Genomic DNA, 17,011 nt, shown 5'->3' with positions numbered 1-17,011 from the left:
TGACCTCTCGTAGGGTCGCTCCCATGGGCGAGAACGACGGACGGGGCAGTGACGGCGGCGGATCGATCCTGAGCGTGCCGCTCGAGCAGCTCCACCGCGACCGCACGTCCGTCAAGTGGCGTCGCTACGGGCCCGACGTCATCCCCATGTGGATCGCGGAGATGGACTGCGCGCCCTGCCCCGCCGTCGTCGACGCCGTGAGCGCCGCGGTGGCTCGTGGCGACACCGGCTACGCCATGACCGAGGCCTACGCCGCGCAGTTCGCGTCGCTCGCCGAGGACGAGTGGGGCTGGACGGTCGACCCGGCGACGACGACCCGCGTCACCGACGTGCTGACGGGCGTCACCCACGTGCTCCGGCTCCTCACCGACAGCGGCGGCCCCGTCGTCGTGAGCCCGCCGGTCTACAACGCGTTCTTCGATGTCATAGAGGCATGCGGTCGCCGCGCCGTCGAGGCTCCTCTGGATTCGAGCCTCAGGCTCGACCTCGACCGTCTGGCAAAGGTTTTCGCCAGCGTCACCGCCCGCGGCGATCGGGCGGTGTACCTGCTGTCCAACCCGCACAACCCCACGGGCACGGTCCACACGCCCGCCGAGCTCGAGGCCCTGGCCGCGCTCGCCGACGAGCACGGCGTCAGGGTCGTCTCCGACGAGATCCACGCTCCGCTCGTCATGCCGACGAGCACCTTCACGCCCTACCTCACGGTTACGGGCTCCGGGCGGGGCGTCGTGGTCACGTCGGCGAGCAAGGCGTGGAACCTCGCCGGTCTCAAGGCGGCGATCATCGTGCCGGGGCCGGAGGCCGTCGACGACCTCCGGCGCCTCCACCCCTTCGTGACGTTCGGCGCCAGCCACCTGGGCGTCATCGCCCAGACCGCCGCCTACCGCGACGGCCGCGACTGGGTGCGCCGCCTCGTCGTCGAGCTCGACACCAACCGGCGCCTCCTCGCCGACCTCGTCGCGGAGCACCTCCCCGGGGTGCGGCTCGTCCTCCCCGAGGCGACCTTCCTCGCGTGGCTCGACCTCGAGGGACTCGGCCTCGGCGACGACCCGACGGGTGAGCTGTTGCGCCGCGCGCGCGTGGCTCTCTCCCCCGGCACCATCTTCGGCGCGGTCGGGCAGGACCACGCCCGGCTCAACTACGGCACGTCGCCCGACGTCCTGCGCGAGGCCGTCGGCCGCATCGCGAGCTCCCTTGGCTGACAACGCGTCCCGCCCTCCGCTCGTGGCGCTGGTTGTCGGGCCGCGTGGCGGATACGCCCTCGGTCCGGGAATGGACGAGCCATGGGCCCTGCCGGAGGTGCCGGGTCGATTCGTCGAGGCGACGCGCCGCCTGGCCCCCCGGTGGGTCGTCTGGTCTGCGGCCTCGTCCCTGCGCGGTGTCGTCGCCGCCGGGGTCGACGTCACCCGCACGTGGGACCTTGCGGAGGCTCACCGACTCGTCCACGGCGGCTGGTGGGCGAGCCCGGGGCACGTCCTCGCTGGCTGTCGCGGTCTCGACGAGGCGAGCGTGCCAGCACCGCGGTCGCCACGGTTGACCGGCTTCGACGGTGACCTCTTCGACGTCGCCGCGGGTGAGGACACCGCGCTGCTGACGGGTGACGGCCACCTGCGCGCGGACGCCCTGTCGTGGGCCTCCGACGAGAGCCGGCTGCGTCAGCTCGCCGACCTGGCCCTCGAGTGCCGGGCGGCACAGCGAGAGGCGCTCGAGCGCATCGGCGGGTCGCACGCTGCCCGGCTGGAGCGCACGGTGTGGTCGGAGTCCGCGGCCGCGGTGCTCTGCCTCGAGCTCGAGCGTGACGGCCTGCCCGTCGACCGTCCGGCCGCCGAGGACCTCATCGCCTCGTCCGCCGGCCCACGGCCGCAGGACGACGCGCACGCCGCCTCGATCCGTGCCGAGCGCGACGCGGTCGTGCTGCGACACGCCCCCGGACGTGAGCGCACCGACCTGCGCAACCCCGGACAGGTGCGCGAGCTGCTCCTGTCGGTCGGCGTCGACGTGCCGAACACCCGCGCGTGGGTGCTGGAGCCCTACCGGCACACCCACCCTCTCGTCGACGCGCTCCTGCGGTGGCGCAAGGACGAGCGCATCGCGACGACGTACGGCTACCGGTGGCTCGACGACCACGTCGGTCCCGACGATCGGCTCCGGGGAGGCTGGACGGCCTGTGACGGGGCCGCCGGGCGTATGACGGCGCAGAACGGCTTGCACAACCTCCCCGCTCCCCTGCGACCCGCGGTCTGCGCGGCCCCCGGTCATGTCTTCGTGCGCGCCGACCTCGGGCAGATCGAGCCCCGGGTGCTCGCCGTCGTGAGCGCCGACCGTGCCTTCGCCGAGGCGACCCGCGCCGACGACCTCTACGCGCCCGTCGCCGCCAAGCTGGGGGCCGACCGCCCCAAGGCGAAGGTCGCCGTGCTCGCCGCGATGTACGGCCAGCGCTCCGGTGCCGCCGGTGAGGCGCTCAAGGACCTCGAGCGCGCGTACCCGGTCGCGATGGGCCTGCTCGACCGGGCCTACGCCGACGGGGTCGCGCGCCGTCCGGTCCGCACGTGGGGAGGCCGGTTGATCCGCTTCGGCGGCGTGCCGGTCGGCACCCCGCCCGGCCCGGACACAGCCTCTCTCGACACGACGGCTCCCCGCACAGCCGCTCCAGGCCCCGGCGAGCCCTCGACGAGCGGGGCGGACGGCGCGCGTGGTCGCTATGCCCGCAATGCGATCATCCAGGGCTCGGCGGCCGAGCTCTTCAAGGCCTGGGCGGCGACGGTGCGCCACGCGGTGCGCCCGCTGGGGGGCCAGATCGTGCTCTGCCTGCACGACGAGCTGCTCGTCCAAGTCCCCGAGCGACAGGCCGAGGCGGCCGCGGCCGCCGTGGAGCAGACGCTCACGAGCGCCGCCCGCGCGTGGGCGGGCACCGACGAGGTGCGGTTCGTCGCCGACACGTCCGTCGTGCGCCGGTGGAGCGAGGCGAAGGACTGACGCCCTCGACGGTTACTGGTCGTCCTCGGTGACGTCCTTGAGGAAGGCCTCGAACTCCGCGCCGATCTCGTCGGCCGTGGGCAGCTCGGAGAGGTCGGTCGCGAGCAGGCTGCGCTGCTTGCGTCCCTCCAGGAACGTGTCGTACTGCTGCTCGAGGGCCCGCACGACGGCGGTGATCTCGTCGGACTCCTCCATCTGGCGCGTGATCTCGGCGCGGTTGAGCCCTGCGGTCGCGGCCAGCTCGCGCAGGTCGAGGTCGAGGCCGGTCGCGGCGCGCACGCGCTCGAGGCCGAGCACCGCAGCGTCGGCGAACTCGGTCTGCCCGAGGTAGTGCGGCACGTGGACGGCGAAGCCGATCGCGTCGAGGCCCGCCTCGCCGAGCCGGAACTCGAGCAGCGACGAGAAGCTCGCCGGCACCTGGACCGTGCCGAACGCCGGGTCGTTGCCGGGGACGAGGCTCGGGTTGGTGCCGTGGGCGGTGACCCCGAGCGGACGCGTGTGCGGGACGGCCATGGGGATGCCATGGACGCTCACCGTCAGGCCGACTCCGAACTCACGGATGAGGGAGGTCGTCGCCTCGACCATGCGGTTCCACTGGTAGTCGGGCTCGGGGCCGACGAGCAGCAGGAACGGGGTCCCCTCCTTGTCGACGACGCGGTGCAGCAGCAGGCTCGGGTCGTCGTAGCTGGCCCAGTGGTCGCGGTCGAACACCATGACGGGCCGGCGCCCGCGGTAGTCGAGCAGCTGGTCGACGTCGAAGGAGGCGATGACTCGGGACTCGTGGTGCTCGAGGAGGTGGTCGGCCATGAGTCGCTGCGTGTGGCCGGCGTCGATGAATCCGCCGAGGGCGACGACGAGCACCGAGGCCTGCAGCTCCTGGAGGATGCTCGGTGAGGTGTCGCTCTCGAACTGGAAGAGATCGGTCGGGTCCTGCACGGGTCTGGCCTTTCGTCGTACGCGGTCGAAGGGTCCAACGTCCCGCTGCACACCATGATTCCCGCAAAAGATCCGCAAGGACTACCGAGTCAGCCGATCCTGGCGATGGCCTTGAGGATGCGCTGGGGCGAGACGCTGTGGGCCGTGCCGATCGTCTGCGCGAAGAGCGACACACGCAGCTCCTCGATCATCCAGCCGATGTCGACGACGTCGGCTCCGCCGCGCTGCGCGGGGCGGAGCCGGTCGAGCAGGTCTGCGTAGCGGCCCTCGACGAGGTCGACCTGCTCGAGCGCCTGCGCATCGCGAGCGAGGTTGGCGGGTGCCTTGTCGAGGCGGTGCGCGATGGCGCGCAGGTAGCGGTCGAGGTCGGGCAGCCGCCGCAGGCCGGTGTCGGCGACGAAGCCGGGCCGGACGAGCTCGCGCAGCTGCGCCCGCACGTCTGCGAGCATCGGTCGGATGGCTGGGCTGCTCGACCGGTCGAGCTCAGCGAGTCGGTTCGTCAGGGCGAGGTGTTTGGCCAGGATCGGCTCGACGAGACCGACGACCTGCACGACCTTGCCGGTGGTGTGGGTGCGCACGGCCGACAGAGCCCACTCGAAGTCCTCGCGTGTGCGCACGGTGTGGTCGGCTCTGTCGGTCACGGCGTCGTCGCGGATGGCGTCGATCGCGGCGGCCAGGCAGTCGTCGAGCAGGGCGGGCACGCTGCCGTGCGGGTTGTGGCCGAGGGCGAGCTTCTGGGTGTTGCTCAGGCGGGCGAGGATCTGCTTCCAGGGTGGTGTGATGCCGAGCAGGAGGAGTCGGCGCGCCCCGAGACGATGCTCGGCGTCGGCCTCGGCCCGGGTCGGCAGGACGCGCAGGTCGACGGCCGAACCGGTGTCGACGAGGGCCGGGTAGCCCTGCACGCCGCTGTCGCTCTCGAAGGACTCGGGCACGCCCTCGTCGGGGAACGCCGTCAGGCCGGTGCGCTCGATGCCGGACCCGGCACGGCTCACCTGGCGCCGCAGCTGCGGGGTGGCCGCGTCGCGGACCGCCTCCAGGTCCTTGCCGGTCGCGACGGGTCGCCCGTCGGGGCCGTTCACCTGGAAGGTGACGGTGAGGTGCGGGGGGACGCGCTCGACGTCGAAGTCGTCGGGGGTGACCACGACACCGGCCCGGCGGCGCAGCACGGTGGCGAGGGCCGGGAGCAGGGGGCCGGTCGCCGGGTCGAGCTCTGGCAGCGCCGCCCGCGCGTGGTCGGGTGCGGGCACGAGGTGGCGGCGAATCCCCTTGGGGAGACTGCGGATCAGTGCGGTGACGAGCTCCTCGCGGAAGCCCGGCACCTGCCAGTCGAAGCCAGCCGGCGTCACCTGGTTCAGGCGCTCGACCGGGATGTGCACCGTGACCCCGTCCTGGGCCGAGCCTGGCTCGAACTGGTACGTGACGGGCAGGACGTTCTCACCCTGCGTCCACGTCGTGGGGTGGTCGTCGTCCGCGAGGCTGCCGGCGCTCTCGCGGAGCAGCAGCTCCTCGGTGAACGTCAACAGGTCGGGAGTCTCACGACGGGCCTTCTTCCACCACGTGTCGAAGTGTCGGCCCGACACCACGTCGGCGGGGATGCGCTTGTCGTAGAAGGCGACCAGCGTGCTGTCGTCGACGACGATGTCGCGCCGACGGGTCCGCGCCTCGAGCTCCCCGAGCCGCTCCACGAGTGCCGCGTTGGCCCGGAGGAAGGCGTGCTCGGTGTTCCAGTCGCCTTCGACGAGCGCGTGCCGGATGAAGAGGTCCCGGGCGAGCTCGGAGTCGACGCTCCCGAGGCCGACCACCCGCCCGACGACGAGCGGCACGCCGTAGAGCGTGACCCGCTCGGTCGCGACCGCCGAGCCTCGGCGTCCTGACCAGCGCGGCTCGGAGTACTGGCGCTTCACCAGGTGCTCGCCGAGCTGTTCCGCCCAGACGGGGTCGATGCGGGCGTTCATCCGGGCCCACAGCCGAGTCGTCTCGACGAGCTCCTCGGCCATGACGAACTGTGGCTGCTTGCGGAAGAGCGACGAGCCGGGACTGATGCCGAAGCGCGCACCCCGCGCGCCGGCATACTCCCGCTTCTGCTCGTCGCGCACGCCGACGTGCGAGAGGAGGCCGGCGAGGAGCGACTGGTGGACGGCGTCGCTGTCGACCTCGCCGTGCACGCTGCCGCGGCTGACGTCGAGGCCGGCCTGCTTGGCCGCCTGCTTGACCTGGGTGTGGAGGTCCTGCCACTCGCGGACGCGCAGGTAGTGGAGGAACTCGTTCTTGCACATGCGGCGGAACGCGCTGGAGCTCAAGGCTTTCTGCTGTTCCATGAGGTAGCTCCAGAGGCTGAGCCAGCCGAGGAAGTCGCTCGTCTCGTCGGCGAAGCGCTTGTGCGCGGCGTTCGCGAGCTCCTGCTTCTCCTGCGGTCGCTCGCGGGGGTCCTGGATCGACAGCGCCGCGACGATGACGAGGACCTCGCGCAGCACGCCCCTCCTGTCCGCCTCGAGCACCATGCGGGCATGTCTCGGGTCGATGGGCAGCATCGCGATGGTGCGGCCGTATGCCGTGAGGCGGCGTCCCGGACGCCGGCGCCCCCGCCCGGCGGGCTGGGCGTCGTCCTCTGGGGCGAACGCCTGGAGCTCCTCGAGCAGTCGCACGCCGTCGGTGATCTGGCGCGAGTCCGGCGGGTCGACGAACGGGAACCGGGCGATGTCGCCGAGCCCGAGGCTCGTCATCTGGAGGATGACGGAGGCGAGGTTCGTGCGCAGGATCTCCGGGTCGGTGAACTCGGGGCGGCTGTCGAAGTCGTCCTCGGAGTACAGGCGGATCGCGATGCCGTCGGAGACGCGGCCGCAGCGGCCCGAGCGCTGGTTGGCCGACGCCCGGCTGATCGGCTCGATCGGGAGGCGCTGGACCTTGGTGCGCTGGCTGTAGCGGCTGATGCGCGCGGTGCCGGTGTCGATGACGTAGCGGATGCCAGGAACCGTCAGCGAGGTCTCGGCGACGTTGGTGGCCAGCACGATCCGCCGACCGGTGTGGGGCGAGAAGACCCGGTGCTGCTCGGCGGCCGACAGCCGGCCGTAGAGCGGCACGACCTCGGTGACCGGCAGCTTCATGCCGCCCAGCGCATCGGCGGCGTCGCGGATCTCACGCTCGCCCGAGAAGAAGACCAGGATGTCGCTGCTCGTGCCGGAGTGCCGCTCGGTCCAGAGCTCCTCGACGGCCTCGCACACCCCGGTGACCATGTCGCGCTCGTCGTCGTCGGGCCGGTCGGGGTCGACGAGTGGGCGGTAGCGGATCTCGACGGGGAAGGTGCGGCCCGACACCTCGATGATGGGGGCGGGATCTCCCGACGCCGGGTCGGCGAAGTGCTGCGCGAACTTCTCCGGGTCGATCGTCGCCGACGTGATGACGACCTTCAGGTCGGGCCGGCGCGGCAGCAGCTGCTTGAGGTAGCCGAGGATGAAGTCGATGTTGAGGCTGCGCTCGTGGGCCTCGTCGATGATGATCGTGTCGTAGCGGCGCAGCTCGCGGTCGCGCTGCATCTCGGCGAGCAGGATGCCGTCGGTCATGACCTTGACGAGGGTGTCTCGGCTGCTCTGGTCGGTGAACCGGACCTGGTAGCCGACGGCCGTTCCGAGCTCGACGCCGAGCTCGTCCGAGAGGCGCTCGGCGACGGCCCGCGCGGCGATCCGCCGGGGCTGCGTGTGGCCGATCAGGCCGTCGAGGCCACGGCCGAGCTCGAGGCAGATCTTGGGGATCTGGGTCGTCTTGCCCGACCCGGTCTCGCCGGCGATGACGACGACCTGGTGGTCACGGATCGCGGCTGCGATGTCGTCGCGCCGGTCGACGACCGGCAGGTGCTCGGGATAGGTGATCGGAGGAACCGTCGCGGCACGAGCAGCTCGACGTGCCTCGAGCTGCTCGGGGGTCAGCCCCCGGCCCCCGGACCTGCGGTTGTCACGGTCCCCCCCGGCCCGGGGCTGGTCCGCACGCGCATCGCCTCGCGCTCTGCCCGACTCGTCCGGCTGACGGCCCGGCTCCCCTGGCGCCGGCCGGCGACGCCCGCGGCGGCGAGGTGGCCGAGAGCGCGCGGGGGCGGTCGCGGGCTCGTCGGGCATGACCGACAGGATAGGCGGGACGGTGCGGTGGCTCCGAACGGATAACCCCGGCCCGGCCGCCCGGCGGTGCGCGACGCTCGATGGGAACGCCTCGACCGCTCGGGTTGTCTGACTTGCGACGACGCGGGCACCCGAGGACCTACCGTGGTCCCACCCGTCGAAGCGAGGCAGCCTTGACCGACCACGGCACTCCGCGTCCGCACCTCCCGGACCCGCAGCACGACCGGCACGCCTCCTTCCCGGACGACGCGCCCGACGACCGTTCGCCGGTGGGTTCGCTGCCTCCCGAGGCGTGGGCGCCGCGCCCGTCCGTGCCTCCAACCACGACCCCGAGCCTGGGCCGGCCCAGCGTCCCGGCGTCTGTCGCCGTGCCTGCGCGGCGGCCGGGGGTCCGGCGCAGGTCGAGGAACCGCGGGGCCGGACTGATCGTGCCCCTGGTCGTCGTGCCGCTCTTCTTCGGCATCGTGAACGGTGGGGCGAGCGGCTCGGGGTCCGCAGACGACGGTGCGTACTCCGTCGAACTGGGCGGTGTCGTCGTCCTGCCGATCGCGGACTCCTCATCCATTGCAGGACCGCTCCCGCGCGACACGCAGGTCCATGCCGTCCCGCCCGCGACGACCCAGCTGAGGGTCGAGGTCGTCACCGCTGGTAAGGACACCGCACAGGTTGAGCTCATCGGCTCGGATGGCGCCTACGAGAACTCCTACGAAGAGACGCTGCCCTTCGGTCGCATCGCGTCGCACAGCGGGGCCCAGTCGGCGTCGATCGACGTCCTCGCCACGAGCTCGTCCGGCACGGCTGAGCTCCAGTGCCGGATCTACGCCGGGCCTGTACTGGTCGCCCTGAGCACCTCCACCTCGAGCGTCTCGTGCTCGGCGTCGTGGTGACGGGACGGGAAGCACACGAGACAGGGGACGACGACGTGTCAGAGAATCCATCGCGCCCGCCGGACGCTCCCGGCGACCACGCCGAGCCGTTCGTCGATCCGACGCACGGTGCCGTGGGCGTGGCCTCCGCTCTCGACGCCGAGCCGGCGGAGCCCGCTGACCTGCCGGCCGGCGCTGGAGCCGCGCACGGGGTGCCCGCATACGGCATCGACTTCGGGGTGCAGGCGCCGCCGCAGCCGAGCTGGGTGCCGCCGAAGGCCACCGCACGCGAGTCGGCCACCGGCGCGACCGGACCGTGGACCGTTTCCGCGCCGACACTCCCCCGCACCATCAGCCTCGGCTCGACTCTTGGCCGCGCCCTCGGTGGGCGGGTCCAGCCGTGGCACGTCGTCGCGGCCGCCGCCGGTCTGCTCATCCCGGTCGGGTTCGTTCTCGCGTCGAGCCTCGGGAGCGACCTCGGCCCGACAGACAGGCCAGCGGTCGCCGTGACCCGCTACCGGCCCGTCGTCAGCCCCACGTTCCCGGCCCCGTCGATCACGCTGGTGCCGGCGCAGCCGAAGTCGACGCGGACGCCCGGTGCGTCGGTCGCGGTACCCCAGACGACGCCGACCACACGGTCGGTCATGACCGCCCCTCCCCCTGTCATCCCTGTCCCGGCCCTCCCCGTCACGCCGGTGCCGACGGATGCCACGACGGTCCGCTTCGAGGCGTACGCGGAGAAGGGCGCGCAGATCGAGGTGTCACTGTCGGACGCCGGGTACCAGCCGTACGAGTACCCCGTGCAGACGTCACCCCTGGCATTCGAGGTGACGGTCGACGCGAACGTCTCGAGCAACGACTACGTCAGCATGCGGGTGCGCATCCACGACCCGGCCGGCTCGGGTGCGCGTGGCTCGGTCTCGTGCCGTGTCCTGGTCGACGGCATCGTCGTGAGGACCCAGCAGGGCCGGGGCTCCGCGACGTGCCACATCATGCCGTACTACGAGATCAGGCGTTCCTGAGCGGGTCGCCGCTCAGACGTCGGCGTCGTCGGCCGAAGCACGAGCGGCCTTGCGGCGCTTGTTGATCGCGATCCGCGCCGCCATGGCCTTCTGGAAGGCGACGTGCCAGAAGCGGCTGATGACGAGCTCGCGCTCGCCCACCATCTCGACGACGTCGGCGCCGGCCCCGAGCTTGAAGAGCAGCAGGCCCGTGAGCGGGCTAGTGGCCCCGAGCGAGGTGTTGAAGCCGCGGAGGTCGTAGGCGTCGCAGCCGGAGGCGGCCGCGTCACGGATGGCGCGCCACTGCAGGGCGTTCGAGGCGCGCGCCTCGCGGTTGCGCTCGGTCGAGCCGCCGTACAGGTAGGAGAACGTGCGGCCGAAGCGGATCATGAGTGCCGATGCGAGGACGTCGCCGTCGACGTGGGCCTCATAGAAGCGCGCCGAGACCGGACCGTCGTCGGACGCGAACGAGCGCGCCATGACCTCGAAATAGGCCTTGGGCCGGGGCAGGAAGTTGTCACGCTGCGCCGACTCGACGTAGAGGGCGTGGAACGTGTCGAGCCCCTCGGGTCCGACCGAGCGCACCTCGACGCCGGCCTTCTCGGCCTTCTTGACGTTGCGGCGCCACTGCTGGTTCATGCCCTTGAGCAGGTCGGCCTCGGAGCGGCCGCGCAGGTCGACGATGCACAGCAGTCGCGGCTGGCCCACGGCGACGCCGTCGGCGCCGAGCGGCAGCCAGTCGTTGGCGTCGAGCCAGGCCTCGAGGCTGTGCGCAGTCGGGTTGTCGACTGCGGTGGGCAGGCTCGTGAAGCTGAGCAGGCCGCCCTCGAGCACCTGCTTCTTGACGGGGTCGCGGTCCCAGATGCGCGACACGACAGGGAAGCCGAGCCGCAGGGCGAACGCCTTCGTGCCCTTGGCCCACATCACGAGCGGGTCGATCCACGCGGCAGGGTCTCCGGCGACGACGTCCCACGGCAGGCCCGGGCCCTCCGGGAGGTAGGCGTACGAGCGGGACAGCCGCGGGATGGTCCGCGAGAGGACCGTCCCCGCCCCGACACGTCGGCCGGCGGCGTCGAACCAGCCGAGATGGGTGCGGCTCCACCCGGCCTTCGCTCGGCCCCAGGCCGGCGTCTGCAGGAAGCTGCCACCGACCTCGAGCAGGGTCTCGACGGCCTCCTCGGCAGCGATCTCGCGAACGGTCAGCGGACCGGTGACAGGAGTCGGCTCCGGCACGGGGGCAGGGGTCGGCGCAGTGGCAGGGGTCTGCTCGGTCATGGCGGCAACCCTATCGGCGCCGCGTCAGTCCGTTGACCGCGCAGGCTCCCCGCCGCCCATGCCGGATGCCGCCGAGGCGCGGGCCGTGCGCCGGATCCACCACAGGCCGAGCAGTGGTAGCAGGAGGGGGACGTAGCCGTAGCCAGAGCCGAAGTGGGACCACACCGTCTTGTCCGGAAAGGCCGACGGGACAGCATACGAGATGGCTCCTACGACGAGCACGCCGAGCAGCTCGACGGTGAGGGCGATCGTTGCGAGGCGGACCGACGCGCGGTCGCCGCGGGCGAGGCCCACGGTGGCGACCACGTAGATGACGGCCGCGAGCGCCGAGAGGACGTACGACACCGGCGCGCGGTCGAAGTACTCGCTGATCTGCAGGATCGACCGGCCCGTCGCCGCGAGAGCCAGCAGGCCGTAGACGGCGACGAGCAGGCGACCGAAGCCGTGACCGGTGTGCGGACGCTCCTGCCGGAAGTCCGCAGGGACACTGTCGTGGTGGGATGCGTTGTCAGGCATTGAGTGTCCAGACCTGCTGCAGGCGTGCCAGGAGGATGGCCACGACGACGGCTGCTCCGAGCACCACCGCCATCGCCCACTGCGTCTTCTCCTTGATGGCGATGACGACAGCGGCGGGCAGCACGAGCAGCACGGTGAAGAGGTACGCGATGAACGTCGCCCGCTCCGCGCCGTCACCGATGGCCGACGCCTTCGTGAGACCGACGACGAGCTGGCCCACCAGGCCGAGCTCGGTGGCCGCGGCGACGAGGACGAGCGGGTCGTCGACGAGGCGGCGACGCCAGAGGTGGTGGACGGCCAGCAGGCAGACCACCCCGGTCGCGACGAGGAGCACGACGGTCAGGGGTTGGAGCACGCGAGAAGCCTACGGGGTCACGATGGGGCAGACCGACGTCCGGTACGCGGTGGGGCGGAGGGTAGTTTTCGTCCCGACGAACCCCCGCAGCCGGCCCGACCGGTCCCACCCCGAGGAGCACTCGTGTCGATCCGCCCGATCGCCGTCGACCGCGCCGCCGGGGTGCTGCTCGGCGAGGCCTGCGGTGACGCGCTCGGTGTGCCCTACGAGATGGCTGCCCCACCCGTCGGCGAAGCCGTCATGAAGGGCGGTGGCCTCGGACCGTACGAGCCGGGTGAGTGGAGCGACGACACGCAGATGACGTTGTGCGTCGCACGGATCTCGGCACAGGGCGTCGACCTGGCCTCCCCCGAGGGACTCGACGCCGTCGCCGAGGCGTTCACGGCCTGGCTCGACGGCGGCGCAACCGATGTCGGGGTGCAGACGCGCTCGGTGCTGACCGAGGCGAAGCAGCTCTCCGGCCCACCGCACGAGCGTCTGACCCGGGCGAGCGAGGCACTGCACGCGCGCACGGGTCTCACGGCCGGCAACGGCGCCCTGATGCGCACCCCCATCGTCGGGCTGTCGGCCCTCGACGACCGCCGGGCGACGGCTCGCGCGGCGCGTGCGATCGCCCAGCTCACCCACGCTGACCCGCTCGCCGGCGACGCGGCGGTGCTGTGGTCCGAGGCGATTCGCTTCGCCGTCACCGAGGGCAGGCTCGACCTCGCCGCCGGCCTCGACCTCGTCACCCAGGCGAACGTCGGACGCTGGGGCGACTGGATCGAGGCCGCGACCGCCGCCGAACCGGGCCGGTTCGGCGACAACGGCTACGCCGTGACGGCCCTGCAGGATGCCTGGGCCGCGATCACGACGACCGACCGCGGCGACGGCTCGGCCATGCATCTGCAGCGGGGTCTGCAGGCCGCGGTCCGGGCCGGTCACGACACCGACACGGTCGCCGCCATCGCAGGCTCACTGCTCGGTGCCCGCTACGGCGCGTCGTCGGTGCCCACCCAGTGGCGCCGCATGGTGCACGGCTGGCCGGGCCTGCGCGCCCACGATCTCGTCGAGCTCGCCGTGTCGACCTCGGTGGGTGGTCGCCGCGTCGGCGAGTGGCCGTCGGTCGGGTCGATGCGCGACCCGAAGGTTCCCGTCCTCGGCATCCCGCACCCCATCGACCCCGACATCGTGCTCGGCACGGTCAGCGACCTCGGCCGCGTCCGTGAGCTCGACGTGCAGGCCATCGTGTCGCTGTGCCCCCTGGGGCTGCAGGACATCCCGGCGGATGGCATGACGGCGCGCGACCACATCGAGTTCTGGATCAACGACGAGGACGAGGAGGAGTCGAACCCGCACCTGGACTTCGTCCTCGATGACGCCTCGTCGGCCCTGCGACAGTTCCGCGCCGAGGGCAAGCGGGTGCTCGTCCACTGCGGGCGTGGCACGCAGCGGACTCCTGCGGTGGCGTTGCGGTATGCCGTCGACCTGGGTGTGGCTCCCGAGCTCGCGGAGCGCTCCATCCGCGGCGCCCTGCCGGACATCCGCGGTGAGGGCCGGCTCTGGCACGTGGCGGCGCACGGGGCCTGACGGCGCGCTCGCACGGACACACGTCGTCAGACGGTCTTGGCCTCGTCGACGTAGCGGCACAGGGCGTTGACGGCGCGCAGCTCCTCGGGGGTGTGCACCGCGGCGTCGGTGAGCATCGGGCTGCCGACGACGACGGCCATGGCCCGGGCCCGCGAGATGGCGACGTTGAGCCGGTGCAGGTCGTACAGGAACGAGACCCCGCGCGGCGCGAGGGCCGCCGTCGTGCTCGCCATCGAGTAGATGACCACAGCGCCCTGCTGTCCCTGGAACTTGTCGACCGTGCCGACGCGTGCGCCCTCGGGCAGCGCCGCGGCGAGGGTTGCCACATGCGCGTTGTAGGGGGCGACGACGAGCACGTCGTCGAGCTCGACCGGCTTCGTCTCGCCCTCGGCCGTGGTCCACGTGCCGCGCAGGAGGTCGGCGAGCAGGTCGCGCACGACCGCGGCCTCCTGGGGGCTGGACTGGTCGCAGAGCCGTTCGTGCTCCACCGGCACCCAGCGCAGCCCGTCGCCGGACAGCGCACCGGGCGCGTCGATGGAGAGCCGTTCGCGCCCCGGCGCCGACTCGAGCCTGCCCTCGTAGGCGAGCTCGGACACAAAGGCCGTCAACGTGGGGTGCATCCGGTGGGTGCGGTCCAGGAACACGCCACGGTCGCCCGGGATGACGTCGTGGACGCCGTCATCGCCCGTGCGCAGGTGGTCGAGTGCGGACACGCCCGAGCCGTACGGGTGCACGGCCTTGGTCGGCTGGGTCAGCTGCTGCGGGTCGCCGAGCAGCACGAGGGACCTGGCTGACGGGGCTACGGCGACCGCGTTGGCGAGTGAGAACTGGCCGGCCTCGTCGATGACGAGCACGTCGACCGCCTCGACCATGTCCTCACGCGACCACAGCCACGCCGTGCCACCGACGAGCCTCGCCTCGCCGCTCGCGAGCGCGGCTGCGATCTCGGCGTTGTCGGATGTGTGCCGGATCAGGGCGTTGGGGTCGTCGGGCTCGACGCCCTCCTCCGCGTTCGTGCCGTCCTTGTGCCACGCCGGGCGTGCCACCCCGTCGAGGAGGTTGAGCACGACCGCGTGCGACTGCGCCGTCACACCGACCCGCAGCCCTGCGTCGAGCAGCTCGCGGATCAGCGCGGACCCGGCATACGTCTTGCCGGTGCCGGGCGGACCCTGCACGGCGAGCACCTCGCCCTCGAGCGCCCGCCCAACACGCACGACGACGTCCTTCGGCGTCTCACCGTCACGCGTGGCCAGTGCCTCGGCTGGGGGGACGACGCGGCCGATGAGGCGCGTGGCCAGGTTGCTGCCGCCCTCGAGGGCGAGCCGACCGGTGCGGGCGATGCTCGCCCGGAGCACCTGGTCCATGACCGGGCTGGGGCCGCCGAGCCCGCGTGGGCGGGGCGGCTCGAGCGACTTCTTCATCGACAGCTCGATCCAGCCCTCGACGGGGTCGAGGTCGACGACCTTGCCGACAGGCGCGTGCGTGTCGACGTCGGGCACGTACCTGCCGACCGAGACCTTGCAGTCCTGCGGCGGGAACGGGTAGCGCCAGACCTTCGAGAGCTTGACCACACGCATCGGCTCGGGCCCTCCGAGGTCACCGATCGCCGTGGCGTCCTCGACGAGCTCGGCCGTCTCGAGCTCCTTGTAGCGGAAGAAGTCCCACCACTCGGGGCGCTTCTCGCGCCGGTGCCAGCCCACGAGACCGGCGAGCATGAGCCCGCCGGGCAGTCCGGACTCGGCGAGCCGTTCGGCGAGGTCGATCTCGGCGCGCTCCTCGTCGCTGATCTCACGGAGCTGCTCGGGCACCGGACGGCCGAGCACGTGGCCGGCCAGCTCGAGCTCGCGACGACGCTCCTCCAGCCAGGCGTGCAGGGCGAGCGTCGAGCGGACGTCCTCCTCGTTGTAGCGCCGGATGTCGTCGAGGATCGTCTGGTCGGGGTGGCCCTCGTCACGACCTGCCAGCCAGCGTTCGTACTCGACGACCGACGACAGACCGTCGGCGACACCGTCGCCCTCCGCCGTGCGGGTGTGCCCCCAGTAGAACTCCTCGAGCTTCTTGATCGAGTAGGAGCCCTTGCTGATGCGCACCCCCTGACGGACCACGGCGTAGAGGTCGACGAAGACCTCGTGGCGCAGGAGCTGGTCGAGCTCGGCCTCGCGTGTCGCGTGCTGGCCGACGAGGCGCTTGAGCGCCGTCGTCTCATAGGGCGCGTAGTGGTAGACGTGGAAGTCGGGGTAGCGCTGCCAGCGCTCGGTCAGCCAGTCGACGAGCTCGGTCGTGAGGCGCCCCTCCTCGGCGAAGTCGTGCGCCCAGAACGCGACGAACTCGCCCTGCCGCGTCCAGATGCCGGCGAGGTACTCGCGGCCGGCACCGCCCTCGGCCCAGGGGTCGCCCTCGAAGTCGAGGTAGACGTCGCCCTCGTCAGGCTCGGGCAGCATCTGCAGACCCCGGGCCGGCTCGGGCTCGAGCAGCTCGTACTGCGCCTGCCCCGTCTCACGCTCGGCGACCTGCAGCCGCGCCTGCTGGAGCAGCCGGCGCCGCGTGGACACCGAGAGCCCCTCGGCGAGCTGCTCCTCGGTCGACTCGGCAAGCGCCCGCATGGTCGGGATGCCGAGGTCGATGAGCGCCGCACGATGGTCGGATCGCATGCCCGCGACCTGGATGAGGTCGTCGCGGCCCAGCCACTCCTGGGCGCAGCGCTCCTTCCACCGGCACTGGCCGCAGTGCTGCACGCGCGCTGACTCCGTCTCTCGCGGGTTGGCGATCGCGTCGAGGAGCTCCGCCCGGCGGCGGCGCGCGTAGGGCGCGACGTCCACGAGCCGCCACGGGTGCGCCTCGGTGTCGCCGGTGACAACCGTCAGCCACTGCGGGGGCACTCCCTGGAGCGTCTCGAGGCGGGCGGCATACGTAGCCATCTGGAGCAGCGCCGGCACCTTGAGCCGGCGGGCGAGCTTGGTGTCCGCGATGTCGTAGCGCCACGTGCCGAGGTCGCTGCGATCTCCCTCGGCCAGGTCGACACGGAGCAGGAAGTCGGCGAGGCCGACCCAGTGGCCGTCGTAGAACGTCGCCTGGTAGACGACGTCGACCCCGCGCCGCATGGCCTCGAGCGTCGCGCCCTCGGCGGCCGCGCCGCGCAGGCCGAGCGCCGCGATGTCCTCGACGACGCACCCGGCCGAGAGCAGGCTCTCGAGGTAGGCCCGCTCGTGGTCGAGCCCCTTGGCGAAGACGAGGTTGAGCGAGTCGTCGGCACCGCTGGGGCGGGCACTCCCGACGAACGGGGCGTCGAGGGCCTCGAGGTCGAGCGTCGTGATGTGTGCGCAGGCGACGTGCTTCGTCAGGTCCGTGGGGCTGAGGACCAGGTGCCCGTCGATGCGCTGCATGGAGCCGAGTATGCCGTCCACCTCC

General features: G+C 72.2%; 11 protein-coding genes. 5 read left to right on the top strand and 6 right to left on the bottom strand.

Annotated elements, in window-relative coordinates; translation table 11 throughout:
* The first annotated feature begins 23 nt into the window (after positions 1–23).
* Positions 24–1,202: a MalY/PatB family protein gene (locus H9I49_RS17660; RefSeq protein ID WP_188031675.1), complete on the top strand. Its 1,179-nt coding sequence runs from the start codon at positions 24–26 to the stop codon at positions 1,200–1,202.
* A 70-nt stretch (positions 1,203–1,272) separates the two neighbouring features.
* Complete coding sequence (locus H9I49_RS17655) at positions 1,273–2,976, top strand: DNA polymerase (protein WP_188031674.1); 1,704 nt, start codon at positions 1,273–1,275, stop codon at positions 2,974–2,976.
* A 12-nt stretch (positions 2,977–2,988) separates the two neighbouring features.
* Here H9I49_RS17655 and H9I49_RS17650 read toward each other — a convergent pair whose 3' ends face one another.
* Positions 2,989–3,912, bottom strand: a complete 924-nt coding sequence (locus H9I49_RS17650; protein WP_188031673.1) for a PAC2 family protein — start codon at positions 3,910–3,912, stop codon at positions 2,989–2,991.
* A gap of 89 nt (positions 3,913–4,001) precedes the next feature.
* Entirely contained in the window at positions 4,002–8,021 is a 4,020-nt protein-coding gene (gene hrpA, locus H9I49_RS17645; protein WP_188031672.1) for an ATP-dependent RNA helicase HrpA, read from the bottom strand.
* A gap of 428 nt (positions 8,022–8,449) precedes the next feature.
* Between hrpA and H9I49_RS17640 the strand changes: the two genes are divergently transcribed.
* Positions 8,450–8,908, top strand: a complete 459-nt coding sequence (locus H9I49_RS17640) for a hypothetical protein (protein WP_188031671.1) — start codon at positions 8,450–8,452, stop codon at positions 8,906–8,908.
* 35 nt (positions 8,909–8,943) lie between these two features.
* Complete coding sequence (locus H9I49_RS17635) at positions 8,944–9,909, top strand: hypothetical protein (RefSeq protein WP_188031670.1); 966 nt, start codon at positions 8,944–8,946, stop codon at positions 9,907–9,909.
* 12 nt (positions 9,910–9,921) lie between these two features.
* Here H9I49_RS17635 and H9I49_RS17630 read toward each other — a convergent pair whose 3' ends face one another.
* From H9I49_RS17630 to H9I49_RS17620, 3 genes are read right to left on the bottom strand one after another with little or no spacing between them, the layout of a single operon-like run.
* Positions 9,922–11,163 (bottom strand): peptidoglycan bridge formation glycyltransferase FemA/FemB family protein, encoded by a 1,242-nt coding sequence (locus H9I49_RS17630; RefSeq protein ID WP_188031669.1) that lies wholly within the window; start codon positions 11,161–11,163, stop codon positions 9,922–9,924.
* 24 nt (positions 11,164–11,187) lie between these two features.
* Positions 11,188–11,679, bottom strand: coding sequence for a hypothetical protein (locus H9I49_RS17625; RefSeq protein ID WP_255524042.1), 492 nt, complete (start codon positions 11,677–11,679; stop codon positions 11,188–11,190).
* Positions 11,672–12,034 carry a hypothetical protein gene (locus H9I49_RS17620; protein WP_188031668.1) on the bottom strand — a complete coding sequence of 121 codons (363 nt, stop codon included), beginning with the start codon at positions 12,032–12,034 and terminating at the stop codon, positions 11,672–11,674. The genes H9I49_RS17625 and H9I49_RS17620 overlap by 8 nt, the downstream gene beginning before the upstream one ends.
* A gap of 123 nt (positions 12,035–12,157) precedes the next feature.
* Here H9I49_RS17620 and H9I49_RS17615 point away from each other — a divergent pair, with 123 nt between their 5' ends.
* Positions 12,158–13,603, top strand: coding sequence for an ADP-ribosylglycohydrolase family protein (locus tag H9I49_RS17615; RefSeq protein ID WP_188031667.1), 1,446 nt, complete (start codon positions 12,158–12,160; stop codon positions 13,601–13,603).
* 26 nt (positions 13,604–13,629) lie between these two features.
* Here H9I49_RS17615 and H9I49_RS17610 read toward each other — a convergent pair whose 3' ends face one another.
* A complete protein-coding gene (locus tag H9I49_RS17610; RefSeq protein WP_188031666.1) occupies positions 13,630–16,986 on the bottom strand; it encodes a TM0106 family RecB-like putative nuclease in 3,357 nt (1,118 codons plus the stop codon).
* Positions 16,987–17,011: the final 25 nt, after the last annotated feature.

It is taken from the genome of Terrabacter sp. MAHUQ-38, assembly GCF_014518425.1.
GTDB lineage: Bacteria > Actinomycetota > Actinomycetes > Actinomycetales > Dermatophilaceae > Terrabacter.
The sequence above is the reverse complement of the archived record's forward strand: the minus strand, read 5'-3'. Positions and strand labels throughout refer to the sequence as shown.

Excerpts from the sequence above, each read along its gene's own strand:
- H9I49_RS17660 (WP_188031675.1), top strand. The coding sequence starts at position 24 with ATGGGCGAGAACGACGGACGGGGCAGTGACGGCGGCGGATCGATCCTG.
- H9I49_RS17655 (WP_188031674.1), top strand. The coding sequence starts at position 1,273 with ATGGACGAGCCATGGGCCCTGCCGGAGGTGCCGGGTCGATTCGTCGAG.
- hrpA (WP_188031672.1), bottom strand. The coding sequence starts at position 8,021 with ATGCCCGACGAGCCCGCGACCGCCCCCGCGCGCTCTCGGCCACCTCGC.
- H9I49_RS17630 (WP_188031669.1), bottom strand. The coding sequence starts at position 11,163 with ATGACCGAGCAGACCCCTGCCACTGCGCCGACCCCTGCCCCCGTGCCG.
- H9I49_RS17625 (WP_255524042.1), bottom strand. The coding sequence starts at position 11,679 with ATGCCTGACAACGCATCCCACCACGACAGTGTCCCTGCGGACTTCCGG.
- H9I49_RS17610 (WP_188031666.1), bottom strand. The coding sequence starts at position 16,986 with ATGCAGCGCATCGACGGGCACCTGGTCCTCAGCCCCACGGACCTGACG.